The sequence below is a fragment of the Lentibacillus sp. genome, from assembly GCF_035301675.1.
Taxonomy (GTDB): domain Bacteria; phylum Bacillota; class Bacilli; order Bacillales; family Amphibacillaceae; genus Lentibacillus.
On sequence record NZ_DATGTT010000031.1, the window covers coordinates 40,557 to 60,120 of the forward strand.

The 19,564-nt window shown below is 42.0% G+C and carries 21 protein-coding genes; 14 read left to right on the top strand and 7 right to left on the bottom strand.

The genetic code is table 11. The features are described from left to right. Positions 1-111 precede the first annotated feature (111 nt). The 6 genes from VK097_RS04710 to VK097_RS04735 all read left to right on the top strand — a co-directional run bounded on the left by VK097_RS04710 (position 112) and on the right by VK097_RS04735 (position 7,231). Positions 112-699: a GNAT family N-acetyltransferase gene (locus VK097_RS04710; protein ID WP_324210650.1), complete on the top strand. Its 588-nt coding sequence runs from the start codon at positions 112-114 to the stop codon at positions 697-699. A gap of 273 nt (positions 700-972) precedes the next feature. Beyond that, positions 973-1,368 carry a transcriptional regulator SpxA gene (spxA, locus tag VK097_RS04715; protein WP_324210651.1) on the top strand — a complete coding sequence of 132 codons (396 nt, stop codon included), beginning with the start codon at positions 973-975 and terminating at the stop codon, positions 1,366-1,368. Between the two features lie 464 nt (positions 1,369-1,832). Then, positions 1,833-2,528, top strand: coding sequence for an adaptor protein MecA (mecA, locus tag VK097_RS04720; protein ID WP_324210652.1), 696 nt, complete (start codon positions 1,833-1,835; stop codon positions 2,526-2,528). A 181-nt stretch (positions 2,529-2,709) separates the two neighbouring features. After that, positions 2,710-3,900 (top strand): competence protein CoiA, encoded by a 1,191-nt coding sequence (locus VK097_RS04725; protein ID WP_324210653.1) that lies wholly within the window; start codon positions 2,710-2,712, stop codon positions 3,898-3,900. 83 nt (positions 3,901-3,983) lie between these two features. After that, positions 3,984-5,795, top strand: a complete 1,812-nt coding sequence (gene pepF / locus VK097_RS04730) for an oligoendopeptidase F (RefSeq protein WP_324210654.1) — start codon at positions 3,984-3,986, stop codon at positions 5,793-5,795. Positions 5,796-6,046: 251 nt separating this feature from the next. Further along, the gene (locus VK097_RS04735) at positions 6,047-7,231 is read left to right on the top strand and encodes an MFS transporter (protein WP_324210655.1); all 1,185 of its coding nucleotides are present in this window, start codon (positions 6,047-6,049) and stop codon (positions 7,229-7,231) included. A 296-nt stretch (positions 7,232-7,527) separates the two neighbouring features. On the opposite strand, the gene VK097_RS04740 is transcribed toward VK097_RS04735, so the two are convergent. The 4 genes from VK097_RS04740 to VK097_RS04755 all read right to left on the bottom strand — a co-directional run bounded on the left by VK097_RS04740 (position 7,528) and on the right by VK097_RS04755 (position 10,309). Further along, positions 7,528-7,710 (bottom strand): hypothetical protein, encoded by a 183-nt coding sequence (locus VK097_RS04740; protein ID WP_324210656.1) that lies wholly within the window; start codon positions 7,708-7,710, stop codon positions 7,528-7,530. 551 nt (positions 7,711-8,261) lie between these two features. Beyond that, a complete protein-coding gene (locus VK097_RS04745; protein WP_324210657.1) occupies positions 8,262-9,158 on the bottom strand; it encodes a ClpXP adapter SpxH family protein in 897 nt (298 codons plus the stop codon). A gap of 112 nt (positions 9,159-9,270) precedes the next feature. Next, positions 9,271-9,654 (bottom strand): globin domain-containing protein, encoded by a 384-nt coding sequence (locus VK097_RS04750; protein ID WP_324210658.1) that lies wholly within the window; start codon positions 9,652-9,654, stop codon positions 9,271-9,273. 58 nt (positions 9,655-9,712) lie between these two features. Beyond that, positions 9,713-10,309 (bottom strand): CYTH domain-containing protein, encoded by a 597-nt coding sequence (locus tag VK097_RS04755; protein WP_324210659.1) that lies wholly within the window; start codon positions 10,307-10,309, stop codon positions 9,713-9,715. Positions 10,310-10,615: 306 nt separating this feature from the next. Between VK097_RS04755 and yjbM the strand changes: the two genes are divergently transcribed. From yjbM to VK097_RS04770, 3 genes are read left to right on the top strand one after another with little or no spacing between them, the layout of a single operon-like run. After that, the gene (gene yjbM, locus VK097_RS04760) at positions 10,616-11,221 is read left to right on the top strand and encodes a GTP diphosphokinase (protein ID WP_324210660.1); all 606 of its coding nucleotides are present in this window, start codon (positions 10,616-10,618) and stop codon (positions 11,219-11,221) included. A 13-nt stretch (positions 11,222-11,234) separates the two neighbouring features. Continuing rightward, positions 11,235-12,041, top strand: a complete 807-nt coding sequence (locus VK097_RS04765; RefSeq protein WP_324210661.1) for an NAD kinase — start codon at positions 11,235-11,237, stop codon at positions 12,039-12,041. Positions 12,042-12,080: 39 nt separating this feature from the next. Beyond that, positions 12,081-12,980: an RluA family pseudouridine synthase gene (locus tag VK097_RS04770; protein ID WP_324210662.1), complete on the top strand. Its 900-nt coding sequence runs from the start codon at positions 12,081-12,083 to the stop codon at positions 12,978-12,980. 242 nt (positions 12,981-13,222) lie between these two features. Here the strand turns inward: VK097_RS04770 and VK097_RS04775 are convergent, their stop codons facing one another. Beyond that, complete coding sequence (locus tag VK097_RS04775) at positions 13,223-14,401, bottom strand: FtsW/RodA/SpoVE family cell cycle protein (protein WP_324210663.1); 1,179 nt, start codon at positions 14,399-14,401, stop codon at positions 13,223-13,225. 523 nt (positions 14,402-14,924) lie between these two features. Between VK097_RS04775 and mgtE the strand changes: the two genes are divergently transcribed. Together mgtE and VK097_RS04785 are read left to right on the top strand one after the other, a co-directional pair. Then, positions 14,925-16,283, top strand: a complete 1,359-nt coding sequence (gene mgtE / locus VK097_RS04780) for a magnesium transporter (protein ID WP_324210688.1) — start codon at positions 14,925-14,927, stop codon at positions 16,281-16,283. A gap of 393 nt (positions 16,284-16,676) precedes the next feature. Next, positions 16,677-17,159: a CotO family spore coat protein gene (locus tag VK097_RS04785; protein ID WP_324210664.1), complete on the top strand. Its 483-nt coding sequence runs from the start codon at positions 16,677-16,679 to the stop codon at positions 17,157-17,159. Between the two features lie 78 nt (positions 17,160-17,237). Here the strand turns inward: VK097_RS04785 and VK097_RS04790 are convergent, their stop codons facing one another. Continuing rightward, the gene (locus tag VK097_RS04790; protein ID WP_324210665.1) at positions 17,238-17,696 is read right to left on the bottom strand and encodes a CotY/CotZ family spore coat protein; all 459 of its coding nucleotides are present in this window, start codon (positions 17,694-17,696) and stop codon (positions 17,238-17,240) included. 278 nt (positions 17,697-17,974) lie between these two features. Here VK097_RS04790 and VK097_RS04795 point away from each other — a divergent pair, with 278 nt between their 5' ends. The 3 genes from VK097_RS04795 to VK097_RS04805 all read left to right on the top strand — a co-directional run bounded on the left by VK097_RS04795 (position 17,975) and on the right by VK097_RS04805 (position 18,796). Beyond that, positions 17,975-18,190: a hypothetical protein gene (locus VK097_RS04795; RefSeq protein WP_324210666.1), complete on the top strand. Its 216-nt coding sequence runs from the start codon at positions 17,975-17,977 to the stop codon at positions 18,188-18,190. An 89-nt stretch (positions 18,191-18,279) separates the two neighbouring features. Next, positions 18,280-18,471, top strand: a complete 192-nt coding sequence (locus VK097_RS04800; RefSeq protein WP_324210667.1) for a hypothetical protein — start codon at positions 18,280-18,282, stop codon at positions 18,469-18,471. A 61-nt stretch (positions 18,472-18,532) separates the two neighbouring features. Further along, entirely contained in the window at positions 18,533-18,796 is a 264-nt protein-coding gene (locus VK097_RS04805) for a hypothetical protein (protein WP_324210668.1), read from the top strand. A 74-nt stretch (positions 18,797-18,870) separates the two neighbouring features. Here the strand turns inward: VK097_RS04805 and VK097_RS04810 are convergent, their stop codons facing one another. Then, entirely contained in the window at positions 18,871-19,563 is a 693-nt protein-coding gene (locus VK097_RS04810; protein WP_324210669.1) for a DUF421 domain-containing protein, read from the bottom strand. Position 19,564 lies beyond the last annotated feature (1 nt).

A 19,564-nucleotide genomic window follows, 5' to 3' on the forward strand; every position in this document is an offset into this window, starting at 1 on the left:
ATAATAAGTTTACAATAATTCAAATCAAAAGAATTGGCCGCAAATGGTTCTTGAGCTTATTTCACAAAAGTCGTTATAATGTAAAGGACTACTAAACGAAGGAGTAGGTCTATGAATTGGTATAAAAAGTTAAATAAGTATTTTCCTGTTGAGGAAATGAAATCCAAGGAGCATATGGATAAGCTTCTGAAGGAAAAAGGGGATGTATACCACAAGGATGAGGGCCCCTACCATGTCATGATGTACGCGGAATTCGACACATTCATCTTTATTGACTATGTCTGGGTTTCCGCAAAATCAAGAGGACAAGGTATCGGGCATAAATTGATTGAAAAACTTAAAGAACGGAATAAACCGATTATTCTTGAAGTGGAACCCGTTGACTATGATGATACGGATACTGGCAAGAGACTTCATTTCTATAAGCGTGAAGGCTTCAACCACGCACAGTATATTGACTATAATCGCCGATCCCTGGCTACAAATGAGGATACGCCAATGGAAATTTTATATTGGTCCCCAAGTGATGATTCCGAAGAAAAGATATATGAAAAAATGAAGCAAATGTACGAAACGATTCATACCTACAAAGATGAGGAGATTTATGGAAAATCCTATCAGCCGGTTGATGAAGTGCTGAATTATGATGAAGATCGCAATACAAATGACATATTTGAAAACTTGACAGAAAAAGCATGAATCTAAATGGCCTCTTGTTTTTTCAGGAAACAGGAGGCTATTTTTTCAATTAACAGGTTTAATTAAACACCATTTAGGGTACGTTACAACTAAATAAGAACATTTTGTGAACAGATATAATTTTTACCAACTTTTTTGGGAAATCCTCTACCTTTTGATTGACAACTATAGTATAATTATACATATAAGTTATTTAAACTTATTTTAATTTAATAATAAGCTAGCTGATGTTCATAAAATGTTTACCCATTCTAGATTGAGGAGTGACGTTACATGGTAACACTTTATACCTCACCAAGCTGCACTTCTTGCAGGAAGGCAAAAGCATGGCTGGAAGAACAGGATATACCATTTCATGAGCGTAATATATTTTCTGAGCCATTGACACTTGATGAGATCAAGGAAATATTGCGTATGACGGAAAATGGTACTGACGAGATTATATCAACCCGCTCTAAGGTTTTTCAAAAGTTGGACGTTAATATCGACCAATTGCCTATGAAAGACTTATTCAAGCTAATTCAGCAAAACCCCGGGTTGCTGCGTCGTCCGATTATTCTCGATGAAAAGCGGCTCCAGGTGGGATATAACGAAGATGAAATTCGCCGGTTCCTACCGAGAACGGTACGCACTTTCCAACTGCGTGAAGCGCAACGGATGGTTAATTGATTTTCAGCATACATGAAAAATTAAAAACGCAGATCCTTCAAAATCAGGTCTGCGTTTTTAATTTACCTCGCCTTAATGGACAGTATGCTTCTCACAGCTCAATTGCAATAGGAAACAACTGTCTGTCAAGGTCCGATTTGTTCGGGTCTGCACGCTGAAGTTTACTTTACCAGTTGCGGCCAGTCTGCACAACATGCCTTCCCATGTGAAAAAATAATCAATAATTTTTGATCGGCTAGTGACAATGTGAAAAAAATCGGTTAAAATATGAAATTAATCATCCGAAATAGGCATATAAATTTTCAATCAGGATGCTATTATCATACAATGAATGTAGAGGATAAATGATTGGTTATAATAGTGTCCGAAATGGGAATATGATCGTAATGGATACGAATTTGACTCTTCCACCATTTGAATTTGATTCTGAAAGATGATTTTTAAAACGAAGGGAGAGAAGAAGGATGGAAATAGAACGCATTAATGAGAATACGGTAAAGTTTTACATTACCTATGTTGATATTGAAGATCGCGGGTTCCAGCGTGAAGAAATCTGGTATAACCGTGAACGGGGAGAACAACTGTTTTGGCAAATGATGGAAGAACTTAACTATAAAGAAGACTTTAATATTGATGGTCCACTTTGGATTCAAGTTCAGGCAATGGATAAAGGTCTGGAAATAGTCGTGACAAAAGCACAAATTTCCAAAGACGGTGAGAATCTTGAACTGCCAGATGAGAATGGCAAGACAGTCGATATCTCAGTGGATGAGAAAATAGAAGATGTCCTTGATGATAAATTCGGCAAGGAAAAAGCAGGCAAGAACAATGTAAAAGATGAAAAAGATGGAAATCTTTCATTGATTGTCCGTTTTAACGACTTTGAGGATGTCATTCAATTGAGTCATTATTTCAAAGGCAATGAAGATGAATTGGACAATATGCTTTACCATTATGATGATAATTATTACTTGTATATTGAATTCCCGCAAGAAGATGATGACAGGCAGGAAGACTTGCTCAGTCAAATATTCGAGTTCGCTGTTGACACGGACATAACCATTCATTTCCTTGAGGAATATGGTAAACAGATATTTGAAAATGACACATTTGGACAAATTCGCTCTCATTTCTCAGCAACGATTGGACGCTCTGAGTAAAAAGAGTGTCTTTTTTTTTGGTTAAAATCAGCACGTTTATTTTACAAAAAATTACTGTTAAACGGGAAGAGGGGGGTGAAGCGGACAAGTGTGTTCAACGTTTCACGTGATTCGTTCAATTTTTGTTTTTTTGCAGGATTTTGTTAATTTCTGTCGAATATTAGTTTTGGAGGTGATTTTTATGCTGCAAGCAAAAACTGAATATGGCAACATCATAACACTGGCATCCTTTACTAAAGAAGAGATTTCAGTATTGAAAGAACAGACACAGTTTTTTTGTCCAGCGTGTCAGAAACCGGTCATCGTAAAGGCAGGGTCCAAAACAATACCACATTTTGCCCATCGTTCGAAAAGTGAGTGTCCGGCACTGGAAGGCGGTGAGGGACCGTATCATGAGAAAGGCAAATTGCTGCTTTATCAATGGCTCAAGCACCAGCACCTTGATGTCCGACTGGAAGAATATTTGCCGGCAATCAGTCAGCGGCCCGACATTCTCATTAAACTGAAGCATAAGACGGTTGCCATTGAATACCAATGTGCCAGAATAGCATCTGCCGAAATTATCACACGCAATGAAGGCTACTATCGTGAGGGGATTGTTCCTATTTGGATTCTGGGTGCCAACCGGTTCAGTCGCCGTAAACGCAACGAACTGAAGATGGATCAGTTTCAGCTTCATTTCATGCATCAATTTTCTACGGATTTTCCACTCACGTTATACTTCTTTTGTCCAAATTCACTTCGATTCATTTCATTTCAGGATTTATATTTCACAGCACTGCAGCGTGCAACAGGGAAAATGGTCATTCGTAAGTTAAATGAGATGGTATTTACGGATTTATTTAAGGCTTCTCTTTTTCCCAAACAGCAGCTTTTTCAGCTATGGAAGCAGGAAAAACGGTTGTTTCGTATACGCCCCTCCAGACGTGTGTATGGCCGGGAATTGGCGTGGAATCAATGGTTGTATCTCAATTCTGTTCATCGTGAATCCCTTCCGTCAGTAATTTATCTTCCCGTTTCTGCGCAATTTAGGATGAAGACACAGCCATGGGACTGGCAGAGCCGGCTATGCCTTGAAATCATTTATCCGCTGGCGGCCGGTGAAACGTTCAGTCTTCAGCAATGCATGCATTTACTGCGCCATCATTTTCGCGATTCAACTTCATTCCCTCTCATTAAGTCCGCTGCAAATCCAATACATCAGTATCTGCAATTATTGCAACAACTGGGGATCATCAGAGAAACCTCGCCCAATTACTTTACCAAGGAAAATCCGATTAAGTTTTACAAACATATAGAGGCCGCATTGGATGGGGATGCCCAATTGATCGAACGACTTGTGAAGCAAAACATGGGCATGATTCGTGAATGATTCGTTATACTAAATGATGGGAAGGATTTTTTGGCAAAAAATCGAATAAATTATGTTAACAGGATAATAAGGAGGATTCGAATATGGCAAATGCAACGAAGGAACTGCCGAAAAGAAGTGAGATACCGGAAGAACGCAAATGGAAATTGGAAGATATTTTTGCGACGGACGACGATTGGGAAAAAGAACTGGAATCATTGAAAAAAGATCTCCCGTCGATTGAAAAATTCCAGGGAAAGATTGCTGATTCGGCACAAAATCTGTATGATGTCCTGCAGCTCCAGGATAAATTGTCGGAACGGCTTGGCAAACTGTTTACATATGCCCATATGCGCTATGATCAGGATACGACCAATTCAAAATATCAGGCGATGGATTCCAAAGCGGAAAACATTTTAACCATCGCTTCAAGTTCCATGAGTTATATCGTACCGGAAATTTTGGCAATGGATGAGGAGAAACTGCGTGGGTTTTTAAATGAAAACGAGGATCTGAAATTGTATGAACATGTCCTGGATGAAATTAACCGACAGCGGCCGCATGTGTTAAACGAAAGCGAAGAGGCGCTGCTGGCTGAAGCGTCCGAACCAATGTCAAGTGCGTCTAATACATTCAGCATGTTAAACAATGCCGATCTGAGTTTCCCAACAATCAAAAATGAGGACGGGGAAGATGTTGAACTGACCCACGGCCGGTATATCGGATTTATGGAATCCAGTGACCGTGATGTTCGTAAATCAGCTTTTAAAGCCATGTATGAAACATATGGTGAATTTATCAATACGTTCGCATCAACCTTGACAGGTACCGTGAAAGCGGACAATTTCAATGCCAAAATCCGGAACTATGATTCCGCGCGCCAGGCTGCCTTGGACAGCAATAATATTCCGGAGCAAGTGTACGATAACCTGGTAGAGGCAGTGAATGAAAAGCTGCCGCTCTTGCATCGCTACATGCGCCTGCGCAAAAAAGCGCTCGGACTGGATGAGCTGCACATGTATGATATTTATACACCACTTGTCAAAAATGCAGAAATGCATATCCCGTATGAAAAAGCCCAGCAGTATGTGGTTGATGCTTTAGCACCACTTGGTGAAGATTATGTCAGTATATTAAAGAAAGGCTTCGAAAGCAGATGGATTGATGTTGATGAGAATAAAGGGAAACGGAGCGGTGCCTATTCATCCGGCGCATATGGGACACACCCGTATATTCTGCTGAACTGGCAGGATAAACTGAATGATCTGTTCACATTGGCACACGAGCTGGGTCATTCCCTGCATAGCTATTACACCCATCAATCACAGCCGTTCCGTTATGGCAACTATTCGATTTTTGTGGCCGAAGTGGCATCGACGACCAATGAAGCACTCTTGAACGACTATATGTTAAAGCATGTTGATGATGAGAAACAGAAACTGTATTTGCTGAATAACTACCTGGAAGGCTTCCGGGGCACTGTTTTCCGTCAGACTATGTTTGCTGAATTCGAACATGAGATTCATAAACGCATGCAAAATGGTGAAGCCATGACAGCGGAATCTCTGACTGCGATTTATTACGATCTCAACCAGAAATACTATGGTGATGATGTCGTTTCAGATGAGGAAATCGGCAAGGAGTGGGCACGCATTCCACATTTTTATATGAATTATTATGTCTATCAGTATGCAACAGGCTATTCCGCTGCGACTACACTGGCCAATAATATCCTGAACGGGGAAGAGGGTGCGGTCGACCGCTATCTTAATTTCCTGAAAGCAGGAAGCAGTGATTACCCGATTGAAGTGCTGAAAAAAGCTGGCGTTGACATGACATCGAAAGAGCCCATTTTGTCTGCACTTGATGTGTTTGAGGAAAAACTGAATGAAATGGAAGAATTACTATTGAAGTAAGTTCAAAAAAGAAGGCTGTCACTCAAAAGTACGGTGGCAGCCTTTCATTTTTAAATTTAAAAGTACCATATATCACGCTCGAAAAACATTCCGCCAAGGCAATCCAGTTCAGCGGGCATAACTTGATAATTGCTGCAGACCGATTCTGACTTTAATGATGATATCATAAGTTTTGCTTGTCATGAGGGCACGGTTTACAATAGATTCATTACAGTTTGGTATCTGACTCTGACACCAAGGATGGGATCGTGTTGAAGCTAAATAAAGTACTACCAATTCTATTTATCATTATGTTCCTTGTCATGGTTGGTTTTGGGATTATTATTCCGGTACTTCCATTCTACGCAGAGGTACTGGGAGCTTCGCCAACTGAACTTGGTTTATTAATGGCTGTTTATTCGTTAATGCAGTTTATATTTGCGCCAATGTGGGGGCGTATTTCTGACAAAATTGGCCGCAAGCCGGTTATTATGATTGGTATTTTTGGGCTTTCACTGTCATTTGTCATGTTGGGATTGTCTGTACACTTATGGATGCTTTTTGCGGCCCGAATCATTGGCGGCGTATTATCGGCTGCTAATATGCCAACTGTGATGGCTTATGTAGCGGATATTACTTCAGATGAAGATCGTGGAAAGGGAATGGGTGTCGTCGGGGCGGCTACCGGGCTGGGCTTTATATTGGGGCCGGCTATTGGTGGCATTTTCACAAATATTAATTTACAAGCACCCTTTTATATTGCTGGGAGTTTATCATTTATGACATTGCTCCTGGTATTCGTTATATTAAAAGAATCTATACATCTTTCAGCAAATAAAGCAACCTCGAAAAATAAATTATCATGGAGAAAATTTTTTCGTGATCCAATAGCGATGTTATATTTTCTGCAATTTTTTATTTCACTGTCGTTATCTGGATTGGAAGCAACTTTCGCTTATTTCGCAGCAGAAAAGGCCGGATTGGACGCCGTTACACTAGGTTATATTTTTATGATTATGGGACTGGCCAGTGCAGCCGTTCAAGGATCAATGGGAAAATTGACAAAACAATTTGGGGAAGCGGTGATTATTCAAGCGGGTATTTTCATTTCTGCGATTGGATTTGGACTCATCCTTTTCACCCAAAATTTTGCCACTGCCGCCGTATTTCTGGCAATATTCGGGATCGGCAATGGTGTTATTCGTCCCAGTGTTTCCTCATTATTAACCAAAATATCCAAAATGGGACATGGACTGGCGACAGGGTACTTATCTTCATTTGATTCACTGGGGAGAATAGCTGGGCCTGTACTGGGAGGCTTTCTGTATTCGATTACCATTGGTCTACCATATATATCCGGCATTTTCTTATCCTTGCTGGCCTATATCATGTTTCGGGTTTATGCAGCAAAATCTAACCTGAAAGACAGACACCAGGCATCTGGTGAACTGACCTAGTTGGTGGCCATAATGGTCAGTAACCCGCCAGAAAACGGCGGCTAACTGGGCCTGATTTTCCGATTCTGTTTGGTCCTGCACGATGCAGGTCACAAAGAAGTTGCGATTGACGTTGCGAATTTAGCCTTTGTTCCCCTTCTTCAGCGGAAAAACCGTTCCGCTGAATGAAGTTTCGCTTTACCCCGGATGTAAAGCTCAGTAGTCCGCCAAACAACGGCGGTCAACTGAGCTTAAATCCCCGATTCTGCTCAACTAACATTCAGCGGAAAAACCATTCCGCTGAATGAAGTTTCGCTTTACCCCCGCGTTCTGCCGCGGTAAACATTCCGGTGTGTAAACGTATAAATGGTTAAATAAATTGAGATAAAGAGCATTGGCAGCGTAATATATAATGGGATCAGCTGCATCAATCCGAGCAAGTTCATGAATGCGGCTACAATTGTCAACATGAGAAAAATAAACGGAAGCAATTCTTTCATATGATCCGCTCCTCAAATGAAGGTATAATCATTTAAGACTGAATCGGCCCAATCGACTTCCTTAAAGTGCGTGTTCTGCGCCCGCCACAAGACGTGGGCGTTTTAGCAGAAGGTCCCCTGTACGATGGGGTATTTTTATCGGACTTTTTGAACAATCTCTGAAACAGATTTCTCGTTTCAGATGTCTGTTAAATGATATGTGACAAACCTATGAAATAGAACTGTGACATTTTTGTGAAATAGTAAACACACTAATTGATAAATTAACCTTCGACTGATATTATTAATAATGTGATATGAATCACAAACAAAAACCCCTTTGTTTTGATCATGAAACTTTCTCCCATCCCCCTTTGTTTATACAGAGACGGAGAATGACAGGATGTACGCTGCCCCGTACATCCTGTTTTTTTGTAGGATAAATACTCAGGCGCTTCATCCCAATATTCAAATCAAGGACGCCAGAACAGGGAGAGCACCACCGTCTCTTTGTTCTCCGACCTTTCGTCCCAAATAAAAAAACTCAAAGTTAATTTGTTTAACTTTGAGTTTCAGGTGTCGATATATTCCCAGAATGCACCATATTTTACCGGGATCTTTCTCACAGACTGGCGCAGCTGCATTTTTTTCATTTCCCTATCTGTTTTTGCCGCTGACCAATCGTATACCACCGAAACCTCTTTACTTCCCACAACCTGATAATACTGAACAAAGCTTTCAAGTGGAGGTTTGCTGGATGGGACAGGGTCTTTCTGCAGAATCTGTACTAATATCTGTACATAAATATCATAAGGATAAAGGCCGGATATTTTGATGCCTTGTTCATCCGTTCTTTGATTAAAAAACACAATGGTTGGAATGTAGTCTACATCCATTTCCCTCGTTAACTTCAGGTCGGATTGGAAAGCCTTTTCGGCAGATTGGGAATATAAGTCATTTTTAAACTCTTCAATATCCAGTTTAGCATCTCTGGCACACTCCAGCAAAATTGAGACATCAGATATGTCTTGTTTGCTGAGAAATGCACGTTCCTGAATCTTCCGTAAAAACGTCTTACCCGCTTTCTTGCCCTGCAGTTCCGCTGCTTTAATGGCTAACGAGGCAACCCATGGAGAGGTGATTTCATTTTCCGTCCATAAGTCACCGTCACAGGACATACCGGTGCGGGAGGCGGTTTTTTCCCATATTTGTTTCAAGCGTTTCGGTTTATCAAAAATATCCTTATTTAGGGTATTCAGTTGTCCGCTCAGAATCGGCTGTAATGTGAAAAAACGTCCATACTCGATGGACAGTTTTTTCAGGTAAGGTTCGAGTGACCAACATTCCGGGCATAACGGATCAATAAAAACATATATTTCGACCGGTTTTTGAACAAAATCGACATAGCTATATTTTGACGATGTGTTTGTGTTATTTGAGCTTGACAGCCCTGGCTGTTTCCAACTCACATCGATTCTCCTTTCTAAAGGATGTCAGAAAGTCAACAGGCAGTCAGCAGGAATGGACGTACCGCCGATATGACCAGCTGTATAACATTCCCTTCTTTGAAATGATACCTATTTATTTGTCAGGTGTATTCATCATATGGTGTGCAGTCATAGTCAGTTTCTCAAATATAGCTGTACGATACGGTTCCTCAATTTTTGTTTCGTTTAAGGCTGCATCCATACATTCCAGCCATGCATCCCGCCGCTCCGGTGTGATTTCGAATGGCAAATGGCGCCGGCGCATCATGGGCTGACCGCGGTCTTCGATATACCATCTTGGTCCCCCGAAAAATTGTGTCAAAAATAACCGCTGTTTTCGGGCCGTTTCGGTTAGATCATGTGGAAAAATCGGAATCAGTTTCGGGTGATTCCCCACGCGTTTATAGAATGCTGTCACTAATGTGTCAATCGTTTCAAATCCGCCAATTGCTTCATATATTGTTCCGGATTGTTTCATAAGTTAGTGCTCCTCATATATTTGTATATATTTTAGCAACGTCAAAATATAAGAGCAACTAATCTGACTTATGGTGCCGCTTATTCGCCTGGGCTGCATTGAAAAAACGCTGGATTTTATTAGGTGTTTTTCGCTTATTTATGCTAAATTTTTTCATGAGCTGTTTCATGGCTTCGAGACCGGCTGTTTCAGATTGGGCCTCTATTTCTAATTCATAATCGTCGTTTCCTTGGTAAGTGCTATAGTCCAGAACCATTAATACATCTCGGCAGGTCAGTTCCCGGCGATTAGTAGTAAGACTGCCGTAATATACAAGGTTTTCTTCAGAGATGGTTTTGCAAGTAAAGCGTTTGGAAATATTCTCTTTAAGTGTTACCTTTCCGTTCATCCAATGCGCTGCTTCCTGATGTGTTAACGTATCATGCGTTTCCAGCAGGCCCCGGGGGTGCGGTTCTTTCAGTGTCGATATGAACCTTCCATTCTTCTCTCTGATCCTGAGTGCACATCCCAACTTTTTTAACGCGAAATCACCTGTTTCAAAGTAATGGTTCACCTGCACTTGTGCCTCCTCAGGAAAAGGCAGTCCCGTTAGCAGACGTTTATATTCAGCTTCCGTCAGTAAATTTTTATATTCGATTTCAATTTCCTGTGTCAACTGGGACCTCCTTTTGCATGAAATTTCACTTTTCCCTGGATTAATGATCAGTAACCCGCCCAAATATGGCGGCTAACTGCCCTTAACTGCCCGATTCTGTTCGGGCCTGCAGGAGGCAGGTCACAAAGGCGTTGCAACACGACGTTGCGAATTTAGCCTTTGTTCCTCTTCTTCAGCGGATAAAACCGTTCCGCTGAATGAAGTTTCACTTTATTATGGCGGATGGTGCACAATTATGCAAAGAATACCCGTTGAATATGTTATGATGAGTGATGGAAAGAGATGACTCGACAGGTGGTGTCAATCATGAATTGGGAAGCGTTGCTTGCCCCATATGCCCAAGCAGTAGAGGAATTGAAAGTCAAATTAAAAGGTATCCGAAAACAATATGAATACGAATCTAAACATTCACCGATTGAATTTATAACCGGACGAGTTAAACCGGTGGCAAGTATTTTGGAAAAAGCTGAAACAAGACGTATTCCGCTGGATAGCATTGAAGAGTTGCAGGATATAGCAGGTGTCCGGGTGGTTTGCCCGTTTGTCGATGATATCTATGCGATTGTCAAAATGATCCGGTCCCGCGAGGATTTGACGATTGTCGAGGAAAAGGATTATGTGTCGCATAAGAAAAAAAGCGGCTATCGATCCTACCATATCATTATTGAATATCCTGTTGAAACGATTCATGGTGTCAAGATGGTCATTGCCGAAATCCAAATCCGTACACTGGCCATGAATTTCTGGGCGACAAATGAACATTCATTAAATTATAAATATAAAGGGAAAATTCCGGAAGATATTCAATCAAGACTGCAGCGTGCAGCTGAAGCAGCTTTTAAGCTGGACGAGGAAATGTCCATCATTAAGCATGAAGTACAGGAAGCAAAACGGATATTCCATCGAAAATAAGGAGGATCTGGCTGTGAAATTTGCAATTGTGTCAAAAGGTGATGAACGATCTAATAAGATACAGGCAACAATGAAACAATATTTGACTGATTTTAATTTGGAATATGATAAAACAAGACCGGATCTGGTTATCTCCGTTGGCGGGGATGGCACTTTTCTGGAAGCTTTTCACCAATATATCCATTGTCTTGATTCGACGTCGTTTATCGGAGTACATACAGGCCATTTGGGTTTTTATGCCGACTGGACCCCGGACGAAGTGGAAAAACTGATTATCGAAATTGCCAAAACACCTTTTCAGGTTGTTGAATACCCGCTTCTTGAAGTGACGATACGCGACAAAGACGGCGGAGAGGAAAACCGCTTCCTCGCATTGAATGAATCAACCATCAAAACAGCTGAAGGGTCGGTTGTGTTTGATGTCGAAATTAAAGGGTCCCATTTTGAAACGTTTCGCGGTGATGGGTTATGTATTTCCACGCCATCCGGTAGTACAGCCTACAATAAAGCACTGGGCGGTGGCATCATTCATCCGTCACTAGAGGCCATCCAGCTCACAGAAATGGCTTCAATCAATAACCGGGTCTTCCGGACAATCGGCTCTCCGCTTATTTTACCGAAACACCATACATGTATGTTGAAACCGCTAGGCAATGAACGGACCTTTTTAATCGCGATCGATCATTTCACGAAAAACTACGCCAATGTTAAATCAATCCAATGCAGGGTTGCCAAAGAGCAAATACGATTTGCACGGTTCAGGCCATTTCCGTTCTGGGATCGTGTCCGCGATTCCTTTGTTGCCGATGACGATGTTTAACATGGATGATTCAATTCTGCCCAAGGATGGTGCTGCAGCATGAAATGGACGATAACTAAACAACAGGAAGGGTTAATGCTACGGAAATATTTACAGGAAAATCACAAGTTTTCCAAGCGTATGATCAAACATATCATCCACGGCGGTGGTGAAATCCGTGTAAACGGCATCATTCAGTCTGTCAGGTATGAGCTGAAAGTCGGGGACATCGTTACGGTCAAGTTTCCTGAAGAGAAAAAGGGCGCTATGATGATCCCGGAAAAAATGCCGCTGGATATCTTATATGAGGATGATGCCGTTCTGGTGATTAATAAATCACCGGGACGGGCGGTCATCCCTTCCTATATCCATACAACCGGAACAATTGCGAATGGCGTGTTGGCTCATTACGAGAATCAGGGTCTTCCATATACATTTCATCCGGTCACCCGACTTGACCGGAACACATCCGGCGCAATGCTTATTGCCAAGCATCGCTGGAGTCATTCGATTTTAGCGGAAGCACAAAAAAGCGGAACCATTTCACGTACCTATTATGCGATAGTAGAAGGGCATCCAGAGCAAAAAACAGGAACCATCAACGCGCCAATTGGCCGCAAAGATGGTTCCATTATTGAACGAACAGTCACTGATGCAGGTAAATATGCCGTGACGCATTATACCGTTTTGAAAGAATTCAGCAGATATACGCTTGTTGATGTCCAGCTGGAAACCGGCCGGACACATCAGATCCGTGTTCATTTATCGTATATTGGTCATCCTTTGGCAGGTGATGATTTATATGGCGGGACGACTGCTCATATTGACCGGCAGGCCTTACACTGTCATCAACTGTCATTCGATCATCCAATCACAGGGGAAATGAAAGATTTTTCCGTTGATATGGCAAATGACATGAAGCAATTAAAGAAAACATTTAAGGCGTTCAAGTCAACATAATGGAACGTCTATGAATCACTGCTCCGATGGGACAGTAACGGTCCTTCCGGCGGGGGAAGGGCCGTTCATTAATCCCGCCTTAAATACAGTAAGATCCCTATAACAGAATGATAGAGGATATATAAAATTCAATAAGGGATCAACGCATAAAGGCCCGATTCTGTTAGGGCGTTTACAATGCAGGCGACAAAGGCGTTGCGGTACGACGTTGCGTATCCATTCTTTTTTCCTTCTTTATTCCATCAATTTTTCCACCTTGTTTCAAACATATATTTTTTCGTTCTGGAATGCACATTGAGCACAATACCGATTGCCAGCATATACGTAAGCGTTGAGCTGCCGCCATAGCTCAGGAACGGGAGTGGGAGCCCGGTGATCGGCAGCAGTTGAATGGACATGCCGATATTCTGGAAAATTTGATAAGCAAACATACCTATCATGCCCGTAACAAGGTAACTGCCATACGCATCATTGCTTTGGATGGCGATGTGAATCAACCTGTAGATCAATAAAAAAAGCAGCGTGACGACAATGCTCGAGCCGATAAACCCAAACTGTTCGGCAATGGCCGTGAAAATCATGTCCGTATGCTGCTCCGGTACAGACACCTGCAGGTCGCTAATGCCTTTTCCAAATAATTGCCCTGAGCCAATTGCCATCATTGCCGTAATCAATTGATAGCCATAACCGCCATCAGATTCCCCGGGATTCAGCCACCCAATGAACCTGCCTGCCACATGATCAAGCCCGGATTTATCAAGAAATGAAGCAACATAATCTGGAAAAAAATACCATACGGCACCGATCAGTCCTACAGCACAAAAGCCGATGAAGAAAAGGAAAAATAGAATCCGCCATCGGATGCCCGACACGAGAACCATGCTGCCAGTAATCGCGACAAGTACCAGAAACCCGCCTAAATCCGGCTGCTTTATCAGGAAAAACATGGGCGGAAGTGACAGAGCGATCATTTTCGCAAGCAGTATCACATCACTTTTAAAGGTTTTTTCAATGTATTTGTTATTGTGCCGGACGATTACATGTGCAAGCGTCATGACAAGGATGACCTTTATAAACTCTCCGGGCTGGATTGACATACCTGGAAATTGAAACCAGCTCACGGCACCGTTTACTTCGGTGACAATACCGGGCGGGAATCCGACAAAAAGCATAAACAGCGACAATAGGCCAATGCCATATAGAATCCAGGTAATCTGATGAAACCGGTCATAGTCGACCAGCATAACTGCTGCGATAATAAGTCCACCGGCGATATACCACATGCCCTGCTTCAGCCAGTAACCTGAGCCATCACTGGCTGACAAAGTCGGTTCGAGTGTATAGAGGGTAAAAATGCTGACCAGGCCAAGCAGTATAAGTATGGATAATATTGTATAATCTATATTAATTCGGTTCTGCATGATTCAACCTAACTTTCCGTGACATTCGTGTTGTGTTTAGAATAGTTTTTTAAATGCATGTTCAAAAAGGAGGAAAAAAAGGACCGTCATCGGCTAAGTTCGCAACGTCCTGTCGCAACGCTGATATTAGCACGTCAATCGCGTCAACGTTCAAGGCGGCGCAGTTTCGAGCACAAGGAATGCTTCACCGAATCCGCATCACACGCAGGAAAAGCGGTTTTCTTTTCCAAGGAGCGGGTTTCTCTTGTTTGTGGTGAGTTCTGCGCTCGCCACAGGACGTGGGCGTATTTAGCAGAAGGTTCCCTATTCGATGTGTCATTTTTACCGGACTTTTTGAACAACCTTTTTAAGGGAATGATAGATTTAGCGAAAACTTCGCTAAAGCATATGTACCCATTATACCTTTAGTTTACACGAAATCAATCGATAAATTAAGTATTCCGGTGAAAAAAATCACGTCAGGCTAATAGTTCAGGAAAGGTTTGCTATCATGTATAATACAATTGTGGAAGGACGTGATCATATGGAAAATAACGTTTCAGACCAATTATTCTGGGACGAGTTGCAGACACTTGCAACCAATGAACAAATCGAATCTTTTCGTGAAAAATTTTTAGATATGCATCCATATGACCAAGCAGTGTTTTTCATAGAGCAGGTGCGAGAAATACGATTACACATTTATACGTACCTGTCTCCAGAAGAAACGGCAAATATCATGGAACATGTTGAACTTGATGATATCAAGCCGTTGTTTACCGAAATGGATCCGCGGTTTGCAGCCATGGTGCTCGCGGAGATGGCAACAGATGATGCGGTTGATATATTAAACGAACTGGGAAAAGATGTCGTCGTCAGTTTGCTGACTATTATGGACGATAAAAACGCTGCAGACATAAAGGAACTGCTTCATTACGAAGAAAAAACAGCTGGAAGCATCATGACTACCGAATTTGTGGCGATTTATCAGTCAAAGACAGTAAACGATACGATGCAATATCTGAAGGCCGAGGCACCTGAGGCTGAGACGATTTATTATTTATATGTGATCGATGAGGACAAACGTCTTGTTGGTGTGGTTTCACTAAGAGATTTGATTGTGGCTGAACCGGATATACAAGTTGCCGATCTGATGAATGAAAACGTATTGTTCGTATCAGTGGCAAGAGATCAGGAAGACGTTGCCCAGATGATCCGGGACTACGACTTTCTTGCACTTCCAGTCGTCGATTTTCAACGTCATTTGCTCGGTATTATAACAGTTGATGATATACTGGATGTTATGGATGAAGAAGCCAGTGACGATTACTCCAAGCTGGCCGGTGTGTCAGATATGGAACGGCCGCAAGACAGTGCACTCATCTCGACAAAAAAACGACTGCCCTGGCTCATTATCCTTTTATTTTTGGGCATACTTACCGCGAGTTTGATCGGACAATTTGAAGAGGCTCTTGAACAGGTCGCTGTTCTTGCCATTTTTATTCCGTTGCTTGCCGGGATGGCTGGTAACACGGGAACACAAGCCTTGGCAGTTGCCGTTCGCGGTTTGTCGACAGGAGACTATGGGAAACAGGGGAAAATGAAGCTCATGGTCCGGGAAGCTGCCACCGGATTAATTAACGGATTAGTTTGTGGTACCTTGTTAACAACGATTGTGTATTTCTGGCAAGATGACTTTTTCCTTGGACTGCTGGTTGGGTTGTCGATTATGGCAACATTGGTGATTGCGACCTTGGCGGGTGCTTTTGTCCCGATTTTGATGGATAGACTGAAAATTGATCCAGCTGTTGCTTCAGGGCCATTTATTACGACCATCAATGATATTATTTCAATCCTGATTTACTTCGGGCTGGCAACAGCTTTTATGCAATACCTGGTATAGATTCTGACTCATGTTCAATCCGGAAATTACCTGACTCGGCGTTTCTGCCACTTTAACTTCTGGTAGCTGACCTCTGGCATTTAATTAGGCATACACACATTTTATAACTGGTTCATATAATAGGTTGACGAATGGATTATCCCGCTTTAACAGGCAGTAAGCTTCAGCTGAAAAAACTGACTGTAAAGGTATAATTCTTTTAACTGCCATTCAGCAGGGAAAAAGCGCCCCCCACTGAATGAAGTTTCACTTTTCCCCGCATTTAACGGTCAGTAATCCGCCAGAAAACGGCGGCTAACTGACCCTAAATGCCCGATTCTGTTCAACTAACATTCAGTGGGGAAAAGGCGCCCCACTGAATGAAGTTTCACTTTATAAAGGAGTGTATGCTAAATGGGAGACCATAAAAGTGCTAATAGTCCGTTGCTTTACATTCAACAGCCTGGCATGAAGACCCCAAGGGCATCGATGCAAAGCCATTACATGACACCGAAAAAAAAACGTGCGGATAAAATACAAGCCAATCATAAAAGCAGAACACGCCCGGTGAGCCGGAATTACTTTAAGAGACAAGATGACACCGATGAAAACGGGGAGGATATGGAATCCCCAGAAGTGGGTTCCAGTCAGGAGGATGGCCGTCAGGAACGGAAAAGATTTAAAGACATGACATTAGAGGAGCGCATCGATTACTTCCTGAACGCACCTAAGCATGCTCCTGTCATGCGGTGTGAGGTGAAGACAGAGGGACGGAACTACCGAGGTACAATTGTCGATTATCAGGATAACAATGTGTATATGCGTGTTGGCAAACGGACAACACCAACGGCAATACCGTTTGATACGATTAACGAAATACGGCTGCTTGGATTTTAGTGCTGAACGATGGTAATCCACAACCAAAAAAAGGTGCTCCGAAAGAAACGGAGCACCTTTTTAACAATGCATTTTCATTTAGTTGAACGCATTTACCGCCGGCAAGCATGTGACATGGCAGAAGCAGTTTAAGTCGACTGTTATGCAGATACCGGTAGCACACAAATGCTTGGTGTATTGATCAATAGGATTTTTCGGGCAGTTGTCATCATCATGAGGGTCTCTCAACAGTTCGACAACGGCACAGCAATCATCATCTACTTTCTTAACCCGGAAGTAAAAGCTAGATGTCATTTCACCTATATCATCCGGGTTTGCACCGAATCCTTGGAATGGTTTGCAACTATCTTTGCAGTAGAGGATGACTGGTACAGTGTCAAGACCATTTCCTGCATCTGTTTCACCCAGCAAATCACTTATTGACTGCTCGCAGCTGGTCGAACAGCAATTTTCGATAACATCGTTTTGTGCCTCTACGATTTCCCGTAAAATATCGCAGACACAGTTTCCGGTGTGATGATCCTTTCCACAACCCATGAATTATTACCCCTTTCGTGTGTTATTGACTTGGTGTCCCTAATAAGATATGTGTCACTGGGTATATGGTGTGGGCACTCGTCTGCATAACGCAGATATTTCTGAAGTCGGATATCAAAAGCTTTCCGTTAAAACAGCTGATTCGTTGCCAGCACCGGATTTACACTACATTGAAAAGAATCTTTCGTTGTTTTTGGGACATCTGTCTATACCTTATGACATAAAGAACATAGACTAATAACGACCATAATTCAAATTCATTAAGGAGTGTTCATGTGATGTCAGAGCATAAAAAAGTCATTCATGTAAAAGATTTGGTGATTAAAGCTGATAATGTTCACATAGAGCCAAGACGTCCCCGAAGAGATCCATTTTTTGGCCCTTGGATGAGGAGAGATGCGGAAGCGCATGAAGAATCAATCGATAAACATGATAGCCAACATGAGGAAAGCCCCGAAGACAATCGGGGTCGAGGACCAGCTTCCTGGATTTAAATCGTAACGGGTGAGGGCAGCTGTATGGCTGTCTTTTTCTTTAGCTGGCGTGTTTTTAAAAAGTGATGTTTTTAGGAGGAGGCTGAGATGTGGATGATCGATTAATCCGGACACTGCAAGTCATTGAAAAGCACTTGGACAAAAATGAGAAGTGGTTTCAATACCCGGAGAAAAAAATGCACGCAATCAATGCATCAATTCAAGCCTGGGACAAGGAATTTAAGCACGGCATTGCAACATTTGAAAAAATAATGGATGAATTTGCAAAAATAATGGAATAATTTTTAGTATAATAGGTTATAGATTAGTAGAATACAAATGGTGTGTAAGGGAGGCGTTAGGATGGGTTACATTTTACCGGTCAATCATCATCAATATTATGATTATCAAAGACGGACCATTAAGGAAAAAGCGGATCCATTTTACATTGAGCGGCCATATAAAACGATGCTGAGAACAGAGTATCATGATATCTATTCAAATCAGTCGGCAATACTGCCGGGTAACCATCCCGGTTTAAAGCTGAGCACACCCAAGACGCCAACGCCTGACAAACTATATGCCGAATTGACTGGGAAAGGCCGTCATTTCCGGAGAAGCGTTTAGAGTAAAGAACGATGTAAAAGAAGGGGAACTGTTGAATTCGTGTGACAGTTCCCTTTCAAATTTGTCTGCAATTTCTAATCTTTATTATGGTAGAGCATAACAAACAATTTTTGCTGATTTTCCTGCCATTCAGCGTAGAAAACATCTTCAACAGCTGAGATATTTTGTTTGTGGAGTTCATCCGCCAGCCATTGTTTTGTCAGTTTCGCCTCTTTTAGATTGTCCCACACTATTTCACCGTCATTAATGAGCGTTGTTCCTATCTTAACAGGTGTTGGTGAAACATTGAGGTCTGAATTGGTTGGTGTTTGGTATTCCGGTTTTTTTAAGATTGAAATGGTGCCATCGGTTTCAAGAACAGCGTACGCCACTTCTTCAAGGGAGAACACATTCTTGGATCGGAGCAGGTGCTGAAGCTGGTTGATATCCAGCGCATTCTTTTTAATGACATCATACATGAGATGCCCTTTATGAATAACGATAGCAGGCTGACCTTCCAGCAAAGCACGGGACCCTTTGAATTTTTGGGTGAGAATTTCTGTAATGTATAATAATAAGCCCCATACAAAGACCAAAAAGGCAATTTCCGGTATGCCGGATTTTTTTTCAAACAAGGCATTACCGACAAGTTCACCTAAAATGACAGCAGAAATAAAATCAAATGGGGTTAACGAAGAAATTTGTGTTTTCCCAAGTACTTTGACTAAAACGAACAAGGCAAAAAATCCAAAGATTGCATCGGCAAGCATCAGCAAATACTCATTCAAT

Bases quoted from the DNA above. Each gene is read 5' to 3' on its own strand.
- VK097_RS04710 (WP_324210650.1), top strand. From the start codon at position 112: ATGAATTGGTATAAAAAGTTAAATAAGTATTTTCCTGTTGAGGAAATG.
- spxA (WP_324210651.1), top strand. From the start codon at position 973: ATGGTAACACTTTATACCTCACCAAGCTGCACTTCTTGCAGGAAGGCA.
- mecA (WP_324210652.1), top strand. From the start codon at position 1,833: ATGGAAATAGAACGCATTAATGAGAATACGGTAAAGTTTTACATTACC.
- VK097_RS04725 (WP_324210653.1), top strand. From the start codon at position 2,710: ATGCTGCAAGCAAAAACTGAATATGGCAACATCATAACACTGGCATCC.
- pepF (WP_324210654.1), top strand. From the start codon at position 3,984: ATGGCAAATGCAACGAAGGAACTGCCGAAAAGAAGTGAGATACCGGAA.
- VK097_RS04740 (WP_324210656.1), bottom strand. From the start codon at position 7,710: ATGAAAGAATTGCTTCCGTTTATTTTTCTCATGTTGACAATTGTAGCC.
- VK097_RS04750 (WP_324210658.1), bottom strand. From the start codon at position 9,654: ATGAAACAATCCGGAACAATATATGAAGCAATTGGCGGATTTGAAACG.
- yjbM (WP_324210660.1), top strand. From the start codon at position 10,616: ATGAATTGGGAAGCGTTGCTTGCCCCATATGCCCAAGCAGTAGAGGAA.
- VK097_RS04770 (WP_324210662.1), top strand. From the start codon at position 12,081: ATGAAATGGACGATAACTAAACAACAGGAAGGGTTAATGCTACGGAAA.
- VK097_RS04775 (WP_324210663.1), bottom strand. From the start codon at position 14,401: ATGCAGAACCGAATTAATATAGATTATACAATATTATCCATACTTATA.
- mgtE (WP_324210688.1), top strand. From the start codon at position 14,925: ATGGAAAATAACGTTTCAGACCAATTATTCTGGGACGAGTTGCAGACA.
- VK097_RS04785 (WP_324210664.1), top strand. From the start codon at position 16,677: ATGGGAGACCATAAAAGTGCTAATAGTCCGTTGCTTTACATTCAACAG.
- VK097_RS04790 (WP_324210665.1), bottom strand. From the start codon at position 17,696: ATGGGTTGTGGAAAGGATCATCACACCGGAAACTGTGTCTGCGATATT.
- VK097_RS04795 (WP_324210666.1), top strand. From the start codon at position 17,975: ATGTCAGAGCATAAAAAAGTCATTCATGTAAAAGATTTGGTGATTAAA.
- VK097_RS04805 (WP_324210668.1), top strand. From the start codon at position 18,533: ATGGGTTACATTTTACCGGTCAATCATCATCAATATTATGATTATCAA.